General features: G+C 64.7%; 16 protein-coding genes. 7 read left to right on the top strand and 9 right to left on the bottom strand.

Annotation, left to right across the window (positions count from 1 at the left end; translation table 11 throughout):
• Positions 1-28: 28 nt before the first annotated feature.
• From mnmE to hemE, 5 genes are all read right to left on the bottom strand, one after another.
• Positions 29-1,333, bottom strand: a complete 1,305-nt coding sequence (gene mnmE, locus A1351_RS12410) for a tRNA uridine-5-carboxymethylaminomethyl(34) synthesis GTPase MnmE (RefSeq protein ID WP_064033136.1) — start codon at positions 1,331-1,333, stop codon at positions 29-31.
• Positions 1,334-1,496: 163 nt separating this feature from the next.
• Entirely contained in the window at positions 1,497-2,447 is a 951-nt protein-coding gene (locus A1351_RS12405; RefSeq protein WP_064033135.1) for an aromatic ring-hydroxylating dioxygenase subunit alpha, read from the bottom strand.
• Between the two features lie 46 nt (positions 2,448-2,493).
• Positions 2,494-3,762: a transcription termination factor Rho gene (rho, locus tag A1351_RS12400; protein ID WP_024878112.1), complete on the bottom strand. Its 1,269-nt coding sequence runs from the start codon at positions 3,760-3,762 to the stop codon at positions 2,494-2,496.
• 234 nt (positions 3,763-3,996) lie between these two features.
• Positions 3,997-4,416 carry a protoporphyrinogen oxidase HemJ gene (gene hemJ, locus A1351_RS12395; protein WP_064033134.1) on the bottom strand — a complete coding sequence of 140 codons (420 nt, stop codon included), beginning with the start codon at positions 4,414-4,416 and terminating at the stop codon, positions 3,997-3,999.
• A 4-nt stretch (positions 4,417-4,420) separates the two neighbouring features.
• Positions 4,421-5,458: a uroporphyrinogen decarboxylase gene (gene hemE / locus A1351_RS12390; RefSeq protein ID WP_064033133.1), complete on the bottom strand. Its 1,038-nt coding sequence runs from the start codon at positions 5,456-5,458 to the stop codon at positions 4,421-4,423.
• 511 nt (positions 5,459-5,969) lie between these two features.
• Here hemE and A1351_RS12385 point away from each other — a divergent pair.
• From A1351_RS12385 to dnaQ, 3 genes are read left to right on the top strand one after another with little or no spacing between them, the layout of a single operon-like run.
• Entirely contained in the window at positions 5,970-6,557 is a 588-nt protein-coding gene (locus A1351_RS12385) for a Maf family protein (RefSeq protein ID WP_026599768.1), read from the top strand.
• Positions 6,554-7,174 carry a dephospho-CoA kinase gene (gene coaE / locus A1351_RS12380; RefSeq protein WP_036308521.1) on the top strand — a complete coding sequence of 207 codons (621 nt, stop codon included), beginning with the start codon at positions 6,554-6,556 and terminating at the stop codon, positions 7,172-7,174. The genes A1351_RS12385 and coaE overlap by 4 nt, the downstream gene beginning before the upstream one ends.
• A gap of 21 nt (positions 7,175-7,195) precedes the next feature.
• Positions 7,196-7,936, top strand: coding sequence for a DNA polymerase III subunit epsilon (dnaQ, locus tag A1351_RS12375; protein WP_024878107.1), 741 nt, complete (start codon positions 7,196-7,198; stop codon positions 7,934-7,936).
• 122 nt (positions 7,937-8,058) lie between these two features.
• Here the strand turns inward: dnaQ and secB are convergent, their stop codons facing one another.
• Entirely contained in the window at positions 8,059-8,538 is a 480-nt protein-coding gene (secB, locus tag A1351_RS12370) for a protein-export chaperone SecB (protein ID WP_024878106.1), read from the bottom strand.
• Positions 8,539-8,649: 111 nt separating this feature from the next.
• Positions 8,650-9,117 carry an FxsA family protein gene (locus tag A1351_RS12365; RefSeq protein WP_064033132.1) on the bottom strand — a complete coding sequence of 156 codons (468 nt, stop codon included), beginning with the start codon at positions 9,115-9,117 and terminating at the stop codon, positions 8,650-8,652.
• Positions 9,118-9,225: 108 nt separating this feature from the next.
• Here A1351_RS12365 and A1351_RS12360 point away from each other — a divergent pair, with 108 nt between their 5' ends.
• From A1351_RS12360 to A1351_RS12350, 3 genes are read left to right on the top strand one after another with little or no spacing between them, the layout of a single operon-like run.
• Positions 9,226-9,921 (top strand): Tim44/TimA family putative adaptor protein, encoded by a 696-nt coding sequence (locus tag A1351_RS12360; RefSeq protein WP_083967303.1) that lies wholly within the window; start codon positions 9,226-9,228, stop codon positions 9,919-9,921.
• Positions 9,922-9,932: 11 nt separating this feature from the next.
• On the top strand, positions 9,933-11,042 hold the full coding sequence (locus A1351_RS12355; RefSeq protein WP_064033131.1) for a murein transglycosylase A: 1,110 nt from the start codon (positions 9,933-9,935) through the stop codon (positions 11,040-11,042).
• On the top strand, positions 11,035-11,601 hold the full coding sequence (locus A1351_RS12350; protein ID WP_064033130.1) for a Smr/MutS family protein: 567 nt from the start codon (positions 11,035-11,037) through the stop codon (positions 11,599-11,601). The genes A1351_RS12355 and A1351_RS12350 overlap by 8 nt, the downstream gene beginning before the upstream one ends.
• A 4-nt stretch (positions 11,602-11,605) precedes the next feature.
• Here the strand turns inward: A1351_RS12350 and A1351_RS12345 are convergent, their stop codons facing one another.
• Both A1351_RS12345 and A1351_RS12340 read right to left on the bottom strand, forming a co-directional pair.
• Positions 11,606-12,259: a DUF4384 domain-containing protein gene (locus tag A1351_RS12345; RefSeq protein ID WP_157096292.1), complete on the bottom strand. Its 654-nt coding sequence runs from the start codon at positions 12,257-12,259 to the stop codon at positions 11,606-11,608.
• 14 nt (positions 12,260-12,273) lie between these two features.
• Complete coding sequence (locus tag A1351_RS12340) at positions 12,274-13,866, bottom strand: caspase family protein (RefSeq protein ID WP_064033128.1); 1,593 nt, start codon at positions 13,864-13,866, stop codon at positions 12,274-12,276.
• A gap of 468 nt (positions 13,867-14,334) precedes the next feature.
• On the opposite strand from A1351_RS12340, the gene A1351_RS12330 reads away from it, so the two are divergent.
• Positions 14,335-15,686, top strand: a 1,352-nt coding sequence (locus A1351_RS12330) for an FMN-binding glutamate synthase family protein (RefSeq protein ID WP_064033126.1), incomplete at its 3' end; no start/stop codon positions are given.

Here is a 15,686-nt window from a genome sequence, read left to right as displayed (position 1 = left end):
CCTATCCTCGATCCTGTTTCACGTGAAACTATTTGCCGATGCAGAATTGCGAGAAAATCGCATCCAGCACCTCCTCCACATCGACAGCGCCGACGATGCGGCCGAGCGCCCGGCCTGCGACACGAAGATCGTCCGCGACGAATTCGAGCGGCTTGCCAGAATCGAGACTCGCCTCGATCGCCATTTTCGCCTCCTGAATGAGCCGCCTATGCCGTTCACGCGTGAGAAGCGCCGGCGAGCCGTCGCCCAGACGTCGCTTCGCGCGACCCGCAATTTCCTCCAGAAGTCGGTCTATTCCAAACCCTGTTCGAGCGGAAATTGCAAGATTATCTGATGTGCAATCTAGAAAATCCGCCTTGGTTGCGACACGGATCAGCTCGGCGTCGCCCAAAGGCTCCAATTGCGGCGTCTCACGGCCCCCTTCCGAGAGCCACAGCAGCAGATCGGCCTCCCCGATCCTCGCCCGCGTCCGCGCGACGCCGATGCGCTCGATCTCATCCTCCGCCTCGCGAAGACCCGCCGTGTCGACCAATGTGATCGGCATGCCGCCAAGATCTAGATGAACCTCGATCATATCGCGCGTTGTTCCCGGGATGGCGGAGACGATCGCCACCTCGCGCCGCGCCAGAGCATTGAGCAGCGTCGATTTGCCGGAATTGGGCGGGCCGAGCAGCAGCGCCACGAAGCCGTCGCGGAGCCGCTCGCTGGCTTCGCTCGCCGCCAGCACATTGGCCATTTCGGCGATCGCGGGTTCGAGCAAGGGACGAAGCGCCGTCGCCGGCTCGAACACATCCCCCTCATCGGAAAAATCCAGCTCCGCCTCGACCAGCGCCAGAGCCCGAATCAGCCGCTCGCGCCAGCCTTCGACTCTTTTGCGCAGAGCCCCGCCGAGCGCCCGTATCGCCTGACGACGTTGAGACTCTGTCTCCGCATCGATGAGATCGGCGAGCCCTTCGACCTGCGACAAATCCATTTTGCCATTGGCGAGGCTGCGCCGCGCAAATTCGCCCGGCTCCGCCTCGCGCAAGCCGGGAAAGGCGCCCAGAACGCCAAGCAGCGCGCGCGCCACAGCGCGGCCGCCATGAATTTGCAGCTCGGCGTAATCTTCCCCGGTCGGCGAATTCGGCGCTGGAAAATAGAGCGCGAGACCGCGATCGAGCGGCTCGACCGCGCCCGGAGCGCGCAGCGTCACATAATGGGCGAAGCGTGGCTGAGGCGTGAGCCCGGCCAAAACCTCGAGCACACGCCCGACCGACGGACCGGACAGGCGAATTACCGCGATTGCGGCGCGGCCGGCGCCAGAGGCCGAGGCGAAGATCGTGTCGCTGGACATGATCCTGATGCTCTACTCGAATTTCTCTCGCCGAGAAAGAATACGGCTTTTTCAATCTGAAGGAATGACTTTAGAGGTGAATTGAGAATTCGTTAACTTTTGGTCTTTCCCAAATCGCAGCGCGTGGCGTCGGCAAAGGGCCGCGGAGCTTTGCCGAAGGAAATCAGGCGCTGGAGCCGAAGAGGCGCTGACGATAGAGCCGGCGAAAGGCCAGAGTGGCCGCATCCGTCGGCATGGATGCCTCCTCCCCACCTAGCGGCGAGAATGGCGGCGTCGAGGATTCGACGATCGCGCGATCTTCTTCCGCGATCCGGCGATTGGACCAGAGAAACAGCGCGTCGAAGAGACCAGCGCGCAAAAAGCCGCGGGCGGTGAGCAAGAGAAGTCGTGTCTCCCGTTCCCCGACGGGAATGCAGATCGCGAAGATTCGAAAAACACGGCCACGAAAATCGAGCGACAGCTCCATCAGATTGGGAAACACATAATCCAGCGCCGCCGGGCGTCGCCTCCCCACCACGGAGGCCACGATCTTGCCGCCATATTCATGCGGCTCGAAGCTCACATCCATCCGCGCCAGGGAATTTTCGTCGAGTGCGCGCGCCATGGCTCCGCCGAAGGTCCGGCGATGCACGAAAGCGACATGGGGCGAATCGAGCATATTCTCCATGACGCGCGTCCAATGCACGCGCCAGACGAAGCTTTGCGCGCAGAGCCGCAGGCCGCACGTCAGCGATTCGATCGGCGGCGGCTCGTCGGCCGTCTCGCCCTGCGCCGTGCGCAACCAGATGACGCCATCGATTTCACGCACAGGAAGCCGCGTCGCGCGAATCGTGTCGCGCTTCGCCTCTGGGTTCCAGGGAATGTGACGAAGGCTTCCATCTGCGCCGAAGCGCCAGCCATGGAAGGGGCAGCGAATGTCGCCCTGCTCGACACAGCCGAGCGAAAGGGCGACGCCACGATGCGGGCATTGGTCGATCAGCGCAGCCGGCGCGCCATCGAGGCCGCGGAACAGCACGATTTTTTCGCCGGCCACAGTGAGCGGCAGAGGCGCGTCGGCCTTCAGCTCGCGTGCGAGGCCGACGATCGTCCAGACATTGGCGAAACCCTCGAACACGCTCTCCCCGCGAATTCACATCGCCGGCGCGTCCGAGGGCGCCAACTCAGGTGTTCATCGAATCGAAGAAGCTGGCGTTGCCCTTGGGCGTCTCGCGCAGCTTGCCGAGCAGGAACTCGATCGCGTCCACCGTGCCCATCGGATTGAGGATGCGGCGCAGCACATACATCTTTTTGAGCACGTCCGCGGGCACCAGCAGCTCTTCTTTGCGGGTGCCGGAGCGGGTAATGTCGATTCCAGGGAAGACGCGCTTGTCGGAGACCTTGCGGTCGAGAATGATCTCCGAATTGCCCGTGCCCTTGAATTCCTCGAAAATCACCTCGTCCATGCGGGAGCCGGTGTCGATCAGCGCCGTGGCGATGATTGTCAGCGAGCCGCCCTCCTCGATATTGCGCGCGGCGCCGAAGAAACGCTTAGGACGCTGCAGAGCATTGGCGTCCACGCCGCCGGTCAACACCTTGCCGGAGGACGGCACCACAGTGTTGTAGGCGCGGCCGAGACGCGTGATCGAATCGAGCAGGATCACGACATCGCGGTGATGCTCGACCAAGCGCTTGGCCTTCTCGATGACCATTTCCGCGACCTGAACATGGCGCACCGCCGGCTCGTCGAAGGTGGAGGACACGACCTCGCCCTTCACAGAGCGCTGCATGTCGGTCACTTCCTCCGGGCGCTCGTCGATCAGCAGGACGATCAGATAGCACTCGGGATGATTGGTGGTGATCGACTGCGCGATATTCTGCAGCAGCACGGTCTTGCCGGTGCGCGGCGGCGCGACGACCAGAGCGCGCTGGCCCTTGCCGATCGGCGCGACGAGATCGATGACGCGTGCGGAAAGGTCCTTGCGCGTCGGATCGTCGATCTCGAGCTTCAAGCGCTCATCGGGGTAGAGCGGCGTCAGATTGTCGAAGGGGACCTTGTGCCGCACCTTCTCCGGGTCTTCGAAATTGATCGAATTGACCTTGAGCAGCGCGAAATAGCGTTCGCCCTCTTTGGGGCTGCGGATCATGCCTTCGACAGTATCGCCGGTGCGCAGGCCGAAGCGCCTGATCTGCGAGGGTGACACGTAAATGTCGTCGGGGCCGGCGAGATAATTGGCGTCCGGCGAGCGCAGGAAGCCGAAGCCGTCCTGCAGCACTTCGACGACGCCTTCGCCGACGATCTCGACGTCGCGACCGGCGAATTGCTTCAATATTGCGAAGAGCAGTTCCTGACGCCGCATGAGCGACGCGCCCTCGACCTCATGCTCCTCAGCGAAGGCGAGAAGCTCGGCGGCCGATTTGGACTTCAGGTCCTGAAGCTTGATTTCCCCCATTTGGGACAATCCTCGACGATATTCGGATGAAACTTGGCCTAGGGCGGCGGGGTAGGGCAGATAAGGAAGCGGGACACGATGCCCCGGTGAGCCGGTCTGGATCCGGCTGTCGTGCGAAACGACGATCTGCCTTTAGGTGAGCAAGTCAGCAATTAATCCTTTTCGGGCGGAAACGCAAGCCATCCGCCCGAAACTCATGACAATTCCGTGAAAGGCGGGGAAAATCCCCAGTCGTCAGAATGGCTTGACGATCACCAGAATGACGATGCCGATCATCAGCAGAGTCGGAACCTCATTGATGAATCGGAAGAATTTCGCCGGCCGGTGATTCTCGTCGCGCTCGAAAGCCTTTTGCGTGACGCCGAAATAGAAGTGGACGCCAGTCAGAAGGAGCACCAGCGCCAATTTGGCGTGCAGCCATCCGGCGCCATGGAAGGAGCCGAAATAGATCAGCGCCAGACCGGCCAGCCAGGAGACGATCATCGCCGGCGCCATGATGTAGAGCGCCAGCCGGCGTTCCATCTTCTTGAACAATGCGGAGGGCGCGCCCTGCCCCACTTCCGTATGGTAGACGAACAGCCGCGGCAGATAGAGCAGCCCGGCCATCCAGGAGATAACTGCGATCACATGCAGAGCTTTGATCCAGAGATACATGACTTCAATTCCCTGTTCCGCGAATACGCTCGATCAATTGCGAGACATGCTCGAGCGGCGTCTCCGGCAGGACGCCATGGCCGAGATTGAAAATATGCGGCCGTCCGGCAAAGCACCGCAAAATGGCGTCGATCTCGCGATCGAGCGCCGCCCCACCGGCCAGCAGAGCCAGAGGATCGAGATTTCCCTGTAGCGCCGGGCCTGCGGGGATTTCCTTCACCGCCCAGGCGGGATCGATCGCCGTGTCGAGTCCCAGCGCATCGGCGCCGAGCGTCCCGGCGAGACGGGGGAGATGCGTCGCGCCGCCACGTGGGAAGGCGATGATCGGCACGCCGGGCCGGGCGGCCTTCACCGCGTCGATGATCTTCTTAAGCGGCTCCGCGACCCAACGCTCGAACTCGTGAGCAGGCAGCACGCCGGCCCAGCTGTCGAAGAGCTGCAAAACCTCGACGCCGGCGTCGATCTGCCGAATGAGATAGGCGATGGAGGCCTCGACCAGAATATCGATGAGCCGTGCGAAAGCCTGCGGCCGTCGATAGGCGAAGAGCCGAGCCGGCGCCTGATCCGGCGTGCCGCGGCCGGCGATCATATAGCTCGCCACCGTCCAGGGCGCGCCGCAAAAGCCGATGAAAGTCACTGACTTCGGCAGCTCACCCTTCACCCGGTCGATCGTCTCGAAGACAGGCGAGAGCTTGCCCAGGTCGAAATTCTCGGCGAGCGCCTCTATGTCGCGGTCGCTCTCCAGCGGAATCAGCCGCGGCCCATGCCCCGTCTCGAACCAGACCTTCTGCCCCAGCGCATCCGGCACGACCAGAATGTCGCTGAACAGGATCGCGGCATCGAAGCCGAAACGCTCGATCGGCTGCAAAGTGATCCGCGCCGCCGTCTGCGGATTGTAGCAAGTGTCGAGAAAGCTGCCGGCTTTGGCGCGCAGCTCCTGATATTCCGGCAGATAGCGGCCGGCCTGTCGCATCAGCCAGATCGGCGGCACGGCGCGTGCTTCTCCGCCCAGAACGGCGAGGAGAGGCTTGAGATCACCCATTTCGCTTATTGCTCCGGCAGGATCGGGAATGGAAGGCGACGTCCAGCGCTCCTTCCGTCATTGGAGCTAGCCCAAAACGACACAAAAAGAAAATTCAATCTTTAAGAGATTTTTTTGATTTTATTGACGGTTCATTAACGAAGGTTAATTTCCGTCAACCTTTTGTCCACATCTTACGTAGCTAGAACCATGCTGTAGAGAGTTTTGCCAGCCCGCTGTGGACACAATGGTAAACGAAACATTAACAATGGCTTGTGGGCGTCTACCCACAAGCCTCGCGGTTGACGGCGGAGAATCCCACGCTGCAATGCCAAAGCTCCTGTTTATCCCCACCCGTTCCGTCGCCTGTTGATCGCTGCCCCTGGTTATGCGCAGCTGTGCACATGCCCGGCCCGACGGCGCTCATTTGTCCCCATAATGCCCACGACCACGTCCGGCCTGTGGGAATCGATCGGAGGAGGTTCGACTGCCGCAGGATCGCCCCGGCGCCTTCTGGCTTCTCGCCGAGCCGCTGATTCTCGCCTCCAAGAGCAAAGGCCGGCGCATGGCGCTGGAGCAGACTGGCGCGCCTTTTCTCGTCGAGCCAGCAGAGATCGACGAGCGCTCTGCGGAAGCGCAGGTCGTCGCCCTTGGCGGCGACGCCGACGCTGTCGCGGCGCGATTGGCCGGCGACAAGGCGAAGCTCGTCTCACTGGCGCGGCCGGGCGCTCTCGTCCTCGGCGCGGATCAGGTTGCGAGCTGCGAGGGGCGGAGATTCGGCAAGCCGCCGACCGTCGCCGCCGCCGGCGAGCAGCTGCGCTTTCTCTCCGGGCGGACCCACCGCCTGCATTCGGCGGTGGCCCTCGCCCGCGACGGCGCCATAATCTTCGAGACCGTCGCCCATGCCGATCTGACAATGCGCGCTTTTTCGGATGATTTTCTCGCCCGCTATCTCGAGATCGTGGCCGAGGAGGCGACGACCAGCGCCGGCGCCTATCAGATAGAAGGACTCGGCGTTCATCTCTTCGAGCGCATAATCGGCGATCATTGGACCATTATCGGAATGCCGCTGCTGCCGGTGCTCGATGCGCTTCGCCGCGAGGGAGCGATTCTGTCATGAGCGGCGACGCCGCGCCCCGTCCTCTGGTCATCGGCCTCACCGGCTCGATCGGCATGGGCAAATCGACGACGGCCGATCTCTTTCGCGCCGAGGGCGTCCCCGTCTATGATTCCGATCGCGCCGTGCATGAGCTCTACCGTGGCCCCGCGGCGGCGCAGATAGAAGAGATGTTCCCTGGCGCGACGGTGGATGGCGTCGTCGATCGCGCCCGCCTCGCCGCCCACGTGCTCGGCGACAGCGAGGCGTTGCGCCGTCTCGAGGCGCTGGTGCATCCGCTCGTCGCCATCGGCCGCGACGAATTTCTCGAGAATTGTCGCCGCGCGGGCGAGCGTTTCGTCGTCTTCGACATTCCGCTCCTCTTCGAGATCGGCGCCCAAAAGGATGTCGACGCCGTCGTCGTCGTCTCCGCCCCGCCGGATATTCAGCGCGCGCGTGTGCTGGCGCGTCCCGGCATGACGGAGGAAAAATTCGCCGCCATACTCGCCAAGCAGGTTCCAGACGCGCAAAAGCGCGCCGGCGCCGATTTCGTGGTGCATAGCGAGCGTGGGCTGGATTCCGCTCGGCAGGAAGTTCGGCTAATCCTCGAGGAGCTGGCGCGACGAAAACCGTCCCGCTGATCCGACCGAGAGAGGCCGACGATGCGTGAGATCGTCTTCGACACGGAGACGACCGGTCTCGACCCGACCAAGGGCCATCGCATCGTCGAGATCGGCGCGGTGGAGATTTCCAATCTCATCCCCACCGGCCGCACTTTGCATTTCTATCTCGATCCAGAACGCGACATGCCGGAAGAGGCGTTTCGCGTGCATGGCCTCTCCTCGGCCTTTCTCACGGGCCAAAAGAAATTCCGCGAGATCGCCGACAGCTTTCTGGAATTCGTCGAGGACGCCAATCTCGTCGCGCATAACGCCGAATTCGACATGCGCTTCGTCAATTTCGAGCTCGGCCAGCTGGGAAAAGCGGCGATCCCTTTCGATCGCGTCGTCGACACGCTGACCATCGCGCGCCGTCGGCATCCTGGCGCCTCCAATACTCTCGATGCGCTCTGCCAGCGCTATGGCGTTGATCTCACGCGCCGCGACAAGCATGGCGCTCTGCTCGACGCAGGCCTGCTCGCGGAAGTCTATGCGGAGCTGATGGGCGGCCGCCAATCGGCGCTCATTCTGCAAGCGGACGCCGCGACTCTGGCGGAGGAGAATGGCGGCGAATTTTTGCGTAGCCGCCCGCAAAAGCTGGCGCCGCTGCTCACCGAGGCGGAACGCGCCGCGCATGAGGCCTTTATCGCCAAGCTGGGCAAGGAGCCGATGTGGCTGCGCTATCTCGCGCAGCCAGAGACGGCCGAGCCAGCCATCGAAACCGTGATGGAGAAGCGAGCCTGACGGCTCGCCTCTGCGATTTCCTACGGTTCGTCATTGCGAGCGCAGCGAAGCAATCCAGAGCCGTGGGGCGGCCGCTGGATTGCTTCGTCGCTTCGCTCCTCGCAATGACGACCGGGGATAGTTCAGTTGGCGTTGGCCGGAGCTTGCTGCTCCTGAGCCGCGCGCTGCTGATAGAGCGCGAAAAAGTCGATGGGATCGATATAGAGAGGCGGGAAGCCGCCATTGCGCGTGGCGTCGGCGACGACCTGGCGCAGGAAGGGGAACAGCAGGCGCGGGCATTCGATCATCACGATCGGATGAATCTGCTCGGCCGGAATGTTCAGCAGGCGGAACACACCGCCGTAATCGACCTCGAGCTTGAACAGCACCTCGCCGCCTTCGGTGGCCGAGGCTTCCAACGTCACCGAGACCTCGAAATCTTCGGGCGACATCTGGCGCGCGTTGACATTGACCTGAATGCCGATCTCCGGCGGATTCTGGCGCGGCTGCAGCGAGCGCGGCGCATTGGGATTCTCGAAGGAGAGGTCCTTCACATATTGCACGAGCACGTTGAGCGCCGGGGCGCCGGTCGGGCCGGAGCCGCTTCCATTCGTATCGGTCATCGTCGAACTCCCTGCCGATTTCGGCTCCTGACAGGCGCGACGGTATGGCGGCGCCTGTCACGGCGCCCGCCTAACACGTCCCCTTGCCTGCGACAACGGATTTGACGGTGGTCAGACAACTTTGGCGGGAGGGGCGCGGCGCGTGCGCACGCGGCGCTTGGGACCTTCATCGACAATGGCTTTCCACTCGCCAGGCGAAAGATCGATGGTCTGCGGACCCTGCCGCTCGGTCTTGCCGCGAATGCGATCGGCGACCTGCGCGCGGATCGATGGCGACTTCAGCGCCAGGCCGACGAGATCGGAGGCGAAGCCGGGCAGGATCAGCAGCAGCGAGCCCACCGCCTCGAGGCCACCCTCGAGCAGAGCGACGCCGGATTTCAGCTCCTCGCGCGGCTGCCCGACGCGGCTGCGCAGATAGACGAACAGCCGCTTGACGTCGGCGAGGCCGAGCAGCGTCGTGCCGACGCCGAGAGCCACGGCCGCCATCACGCCGAGAAATTGCACGACGAGCACGAAGGCCACGATCTCGACGAAGAGCCAGCCTGTCAGCACATAGGCGACGAGTTTCGACTTGTTCACCTCGGCGCGCCCTCCGTTCCCGTCACGAGAGACCCCTGCGAGGGGTTGATTCGTGACATCTGGGACGCGACATGATACCGGACAATCCCTGCGACCGGGAGACGCCCTTTGTCGGGATCCGATTTCGACCCATCCATCTTGGTCTTCGCCGCGCTCGCGGCTTTCGTCGTCTGGAAATTGTGGTCGGTCCTCGGCGTGCGCGTCGATCGCGAAGGCCCCGCCTCCGATCGCGCCGGCCCCGCCCAGCGGATCGGCCCGGCTCCGGCGCCGCAGGGCTCCGCTTTTGCGCCTTCGCCCGCCAATGGGGCGCTGGACGCCGACCGCTGGAAAGGCCTCGCCGAATCGGGCAGCAATGGCTGGCGCGGTCTGGACCAGATCGCCGCCTCCGATCGCCGCTTCTCCGGCCCGGCCTTCGTCGAGGGCGCCAAGAAAGCCTATGAGATGATCGTCCAGGCCTTCGCCAGGGGCGACCGCGACACGCTGCGCAATCTCCTCTCGACCGAGGTGTTCGACAGCTTCTCCGGCGAGATCGCCGGGCGGGAGCAGCGCGGCGAGACGGCCGAGGCCCATGTCGTCTCCATAGATTCCGCTACGGTGGAGGACGCCAAGGTCGAGCTCCGCAAGGCGCAGATCACCATTCGTTTCGTCGCCAAGCTCCAATCGGTCCGCCGCGACAGCGCCGGCGCCGCGATCGAGGGCGATTCCGATCGGCCGCTCGAGATCGTCGACCTCTGGACTTTCGCGCGCGATGTCGCGTCGCGTGATCCGAATTGGAAGCTCGTGGCCACCGAAACGGTTCATTAGGCGGAACTTGCGTGGCGTCCGTCGATCTCGATCCAGTCGGTTTCGATTCGATCGACGCCATTTTTCGGGACGATCTCGGCGCGGCCTTTCGCGTCTTTCGCCGCTCGGCCGAAATCGTCCTCTCCGCTGCGCAGCCGCTCCGCGCGGCTCTGCCGGCCGATGAAGCGCTGGCCCGCGTCTGCCGCATCGCCGCGGGCATGGATGCGGCGAGGCTCTCCCAAGATGCGGCGCTCGATTTTTTCGCCGCCAATTTCCGCCCTTTTCGGCTGCGTGGGCCGGGATTCGTCACCGCCTATTACGAGCCGGTGATCGAGGCGCGGGAGGCGCCGGAGGCGGGGTTCCGCACCCCCGTTCCCGCTCGTCCCGCCGATCTCGTCACCTTGAACGAGACGCCTATCCGCGGCGAGGCGGGCGAGGCGCTCACCTCGGCCCGGCGGCGGGACGATGGCGGCCTCGAGCCCTATCCCGATCGCCGCGCCTTGGAGGAAGGCCCGCCCGAGCTGCGGCCGAGGCCGATCGCCTATGTTCGCGACAGGGTCGAGCTGTTTCTCATTCAGGTGCAGGGCTCAGCGCGGCTGCGCTTTCCGGACGGGCGCGATTTGCCGCTCACCTATGACGGCCGCAATGGACGTCCCTATACCTCGATCGGTCGCCTGCTCATCGAGCGCGGGCTGGTGCCGCAAAATGAGATGTCGCTCGAGCGCTTGAAGACGGAAATCCGCGCCCTCGGCCAGGAGGATGGCGCGCCCGGCGCCCGGCTGATGCAGGAGAACCGCTCCTATGTCTTCTTCCGCGCCGATTCCTCGCCGGAGCGGCGCGACGGCCCCATAGGCGGCGAGGGCTGCGCGCTGACTCCGCTTCGCTCCATCGCCGTTGATCGCTCGCTGTGGAGCTACGGCCTACCCTTCTTCATCAGCGCGACGCTGCCTTGGCGCAGCGCGGCGGCGGAGCCCTTCGCCCGGCTGATGATCGCGCAGGACACCGGCTCGGCGATCCTCGGACCTGCGCGCGCCGATCTCTTCTTCGGCGCCGGCGACGAGGCTGGGGCGCTCGCCGGGCTCGTGCGCCACAATGCGGATTTCACCGTGCTGCTGCCGCGAGGAGCGGGCGGCGATGAGTGATCCGCCGCGCGAATCGCGTCGCTCGCGTTTTCTGTCGCACGAAGAGATCGAGCTCTGGAACAAGGTGACGGCCGATGTGCGGCCGTCGCGAGGGCGTCGTCGTCGCCCGCTAGAGGAGCAGCCGACCGAGGCCAGCGAGCCGAAGAAAGGCGCCGCCGCTTCGCCTCTTCCTCCGCCCGCTCCGGCGGAAAAAAAGCTGCGGCCCCATCCGGTCGCGCCGCCGGCGGAGATCGATCACCGCACGCGCATGAAATTGCGTCGCGGCCGGCTCGAGGTGGAGGCCAAGCTCGATCTCCACGGCCTGCGCCAAGCCGAGGCGCAGACGGCGCTCTATGATTTTCTGCGCCGCGCCCAGGCGGCCGGCGCCCGCATGGCGATCGTGGTGACGGGCAAGGGCGTCCGCAGCGAGGAGGGCGGCGTGCTGCGCCGCGTCGTACCTTTATGGCTGAGCGCCCCGGCCATGCGCGATCTCGTGGTCGGCTTCGGCGAGGCGGCGCGCAATCACGGCGGCGAAGGCGCCCTCTATGTGCAGATCAGGCGCCCGCGCGGAGCGAAATAGCCGTTCACTTGATTCCGTAGAATTTCGTCGCGAAGGACCATTTGGGCGCGCGCGTCGGGCGCTCGCCTTCGGCCGGCAATATCTGCAGCATCCGCGTCGAATCCTTCACGAAATCCGCGGCCTCGGCCTGGCCGGCAATGGCCGCCGGCACATCCGGCAGATCGACGATCTGCAAGGGCGCGTCGCTCAATATGGCCACCACCATGCCGACGCCCGTCGGCGGCGAGGCGACGAAGCGATAGGCGGCTTTGCCGCCGGCGTCCGGCAGCGTCATCGACTGGCCGGCCTTCAGAAAATTGGCTTTTTCATCGACGCCCGCGGGATCGGCCAAAGTCACCATATTGGGAAAAATCTGCGCCAGCTTTCCCTGCGCGTCGACGTCGACCAATATCACATAGCCGGGCTTTTCCGCCGTCACGCGAAAGCTCATCGGCGCGCCGAGCGCGAACTCCTCCTGCGGCAGCACATCGATCCGCACGTCGGCGCCGGCGGCTTTGGCCGGCTCCTTGGGGATCGTCGGCGCTTGCGTCTGCGGCGATGGCGCGGCCTCTGCGGGCGGATCGTCGATGATGCGCACCGAGCGCGTCATGTCCTGCGGCTCGCCGAGCGCGACGCTCGAGACGCAGCAGAGAAGCGGGAGACAAAGACGCCGCATCATTCTCTCCTCCTTATTCAACGCGCCGTGAAAATGCCGACTGTGCCGAGCTGCGCCTCGCCGTTCGAAAATTGCGAGACGATATCGATGACCTTGGCCGGATTGCGCAGCCGATCGAGCTGGCGCAGCGCCTGCTCCAGCTGTGGCATGGGCCGTGTCGAGGCGATGGCGATGATCTGATCGGCGCCGAAGGGCTCGCCCGCGACCACGCTCAGCCGGTAATCGGAAGATTGCACGACGGGCGGGTCGGAGGCGAGCGGATAGAGCAATTGCAGCACGCCGTCGCCGGTGAGGTCGAACAGCAGCAGATTGCGGCCGGCGACTCCGCCAATGGTGATCTCGACGCGCTCGCCCTTGCGCCGCAGCCCCTCGGGCGTGACGCGCATCGGCAGCGGCCCTTTGCCGGCGACGAGCTTCAGCCAGCGCACCGTCGCGGCGCGATCGATCAGAACGTCGAGCTCATGCGCATCGACATTATGGGCCAGCACATCGCCGCCGGCGAGCGCGTCGCGGCTCGCCGCATCCCAGACGATATCGGCCGCCGCATCGGCGCCGACGAGCATGAAAGGCGCATGGGCGCCGGCGCCGGTTCCGCGCTCCGCCGCAGCGCCGCGTAGAGCGAGGCGGATCGGCTCCTTGGGCCGCGGCGGCAGAGCGGCGGGCTTTGCCGGCGGCAGGCTCTGGCCCGGCCCGATGGCCATGGATTTGGGCGTCAGCGGCGTGATCGTCAGCCCACCGCCGCCCGAGGAAGCCGCGGCTTCCTCCTCTTCCGCCGGCGATCCGCCCACCGCCTGCACGCCGACGCCGCGCCCGAGCTGCGCGATCACATCCCTCGAGGCGTCGAGCCCCCGCGGCGCGACGACGGCGACGCTCTGACGTTGATCGCTGAGCTGATAGGCGAGCCCCCTGACATAGGCGATGAGCTCCTCCGTCGTGACGGCGCCGTCGCCATTGCCGTCCGCCGCGCCCTCCAGCGCGCGCGCCACAGCGTAGCTCAGCGCGCCGCGCTGGCCGACGCCGGCAATCTCTAGCTCAGGTGCCTTGAATTGCGCATCCGCCGCCATCAGCACGACCGAGCGTGCGAAATCCCGTGGCGCGCCCTTTGTCGTGGCGACGGAAGCGCCTTCATTCAGCGAGCGATAGACGAGTTTCGCCGCGCGTGGATCGACCTCACGCGCGAGGCCGTCGCCGAAGGAGGCGTCGGCGATGAGAAAGACGCGCGCGCCTTTCTTCTCGAAAGCGTCGATCAGGGAATCGAGCTCGGCGCGCGCGATCTTCTGGCCATTGTCGCGCGTATGTTTCGGATTGAATTTCGGCAATAGCAGAATGGGGCCGTCCTGCTGCGCGCCATAGCCGGCGAAGGTCAGGAAGATGGCGTCGCCCTTTTGCGCGCGCGCCAGCATGGCGTCGAGCGCGTGCATCACCGCGGCGCGCTCTGCGCTGTCGATGAATGTCACAATATCGCGCGCGCCGCGTCCACGCAGGCTCGCCTCGAGATCGCGCGCATCGGCCGCAGCGCCGCGCAAGGGCGGCGCATACGCATAGCGATCGACGCCGATGAGAATGGCGCGCGTCTCGGCCGATGCGGTGTGCGTGAAAAGACAGAGCATAGCGCAAGCGACGGCGCCCACACTTCGCCGTGGAGCAGACGATAGGCCTTTGCGCTGCATCCTCCCTCTCCCCGCACGCGGAGAGAGGGCCGGGGTGAGGAGCTCGGGGCGTTGGCCAGAAGCGGAAAACATCCCGAGCCTGTCATCCTCACCTTCTCCCCGTGAACGGGGAGAAGAAAGGCGGTGAAGGCGGCGCGACGCGATCAGCTGCACAGCGCAGGAAAAATCAGGAAAAGCGATCATGCGCGCGAGGGATCTCGAATGACGCAAAAGGCCCGAACAAGCGAGCCGAGACTATCATTCGCGCCTCCGCGCCGGCAAGCGCGGGAAAAAGAACATCGGCGAGCGTGATCGTCGCGCGAATGCAGTCGTCTCGTGAGAGAGATTTCCGCGCATTCGCCTCGGAAAAGCCCTCGATCCGCCTCCCCGTCACAGGCGCCGCGTCACATTTCGGAAGGAACTTCGGACATGCTCCGCTTGCTCATTCTCCCCTTCACGCCGCGCTTCATCGTGCTCACCCTCAGCGTCGCCGGCTGTCTCGCCTGCGCCCTGGCGACGAAGGGCGATTTGTCCAGTCCTTTCATTTTCGCGGCGATCGCCTGCGCCGCGCTCTGCGCGCTCGGCGCGCATGATCTGCTGCAGCGCGAGCATGCGATTTTGCGCGCCTATCCCATTTCCGCGCATTTGCGTTTTCTGCTCGAGCATGTGCGGCCGGAGCTGCGGCAATATTTCTTCGAGGACAATAAGGACGGCCGTCCGTTCAGCCGCGACAAGCGCGCCATCGTCTATCAGCGCGCCAAGATGAACATAGACAAAAGGCCTTTCGGCACGGAAATCGACGTCTATGAGGAAGGCTTCGAATGGCTGCGCCATTCGATCGCGGCGCGGCCGGTCTCGCACGCGCATTTTCGCACGCGCATCGGCGCCGCATGCGCGCAGCCTTATGACATCTCGCTCTTGAATATTTCCGCGATGAGCTTCGGCGCCTTGAGCCGCAACGCCATTCGCGCGCTAAATCTCGGCGCGCGCAAGGGCGAGTTCGCGCAGGATACGGGTGAGGGCGGCTTCAGCCCCTATCATCAGGAGGCCGGCGGCGACGTTATTTGGCAGATCGCTTCCGGCTATTTCGGCTGCCGCACGCGCGAAGGCGCATTCGACGCGGAGAAATTCGCCGAGATCGCCACGCGAGATCAGACCAAGATGATCGAGGTGAAGCTGAGCCAAGGCGCGAAGCCCGGCCATGGCGGCGTGCTGCCGGCCGCCAAGGTCAGCGAGGAGATCGCGCGCATTCGCGGCGTGCCCATGGGCGAGGATTGCATTTCGCCGGCGGCGCATTCGGCCTTTTCGACGCCGATCGAATTGCTGCAATTTCTGGCGCAGCTGCGCGCGCTCTCCGGCGGCAAGCCGGTCGGCTTCAAGCTCTGCCTGGGCCAGCCATGGGAGTTTCTCGCCATTTGCAAGGCGATGCTGGAGACGGGCCTCCATCCTGATTTCATCGTCATCGACGGCAAGGAAGGCGGGACTGGCTCGGCGCCGCTGGAATTCATGGATCATATCGGCATGCCGATGCGCGACGGACTCGCCTTCGCGCATCATGCGCTGATCGGCGTCGGCCTACGCGATGCGATTCGCATCGGCGCCGCCGGCAAGATCGCGACGGGCTTCGACATGGCGTGCGCGCTCGCGCTCGGCGCCGATTGGTGCAATAGCGCGCGCGGATTCATGTTCGCGCTCGGCTGCATTCAATCGCTGTCCTGCCACACGGATCGCTGCCCGACCGGCGTCGCCACGCAGGACGCCTCGCGCGGCCGCGCGCTCGT

Origin of the sequence: Methylosinus sp. R-45379, from assembly GCF_001644125.1 — a bacterium.
Taxonomy (GTDB): domain Bacteria; phylum Pseudomonadota; class Alphaproteobacteria; order Rhizobiales; family Beijerinckiaceae; genus Methylosinus.
This window is presented reverse-complemented; position numbering and strand designations above follow the sequence as displayed.

Coding starts and splice junctions, on each gene's coding strand:
- mnmE (WP_064033136.1), bottom strand. CDS start 1,333: ATGTCCAGCGACACGATCTTCGCCTCGGCCTCTGGCGCCGGCCGCGCC.
- rho (WP_024878112.1), bottom strand. CDS start 3,762: ATGGGGGAAATCAAGCTTCAGGACCTGAAGTCCAAATCGGCCGCCGAG.
- hemJ (WP_064033134.1), bottom strand. CDS start 4,416: ATGTATCTCTGGATCAAAGCTCTGCATGTGATCGCAGTTATCTCCTGG.
- hemE (WP_064033133.1), bottom strand. CDS start 5,458: ATGGGTGATCTCAAGCCTCTCCTCGCCGTTCTGGGCGGAGAAGCACGC.
- coaE (WP_036308521.1), top strand. CDS start 6,554: ATGAGCGGCGACGCCGCGCCCCGTCCTCTGGTCATCGGCCTCACCGGC.
- dnaQ (WP_024878107.1), top strand. CDS start 7,196: ATGCGTGAGATCGTCTTCGACACGGAGACGACCGGTCTCGACCCGACC.
- secB (WP_024878106.1), bottom strand. CDS start 8,538: ATGACCGATACGAATGGAAGCGGCTCCGGCCCGACCGGCGCCCCGGCG.
- A1351_RS12350 (WP_064033130.1), top strand. CDS start 11,035: ATGAGTGATCCGCCGCGCGAATCGCGTCGCTCGCGTTTTCTGTCGCAC.
- A1351_RS12345 (WP_157096292.1), bottom strand. CDS start 12,259: ATGATGCGGCGTCTTTGTCTCCCGCTTCTCTGCTGCGTCTCGAGCGTC.
- A1351_RS12340 (WP_064033128.1), bottom strand. CDS start 13,866: ATGCTCTGTCTTTTCACGCACACCGCATCGGCCGAGACGCGCGCCATT.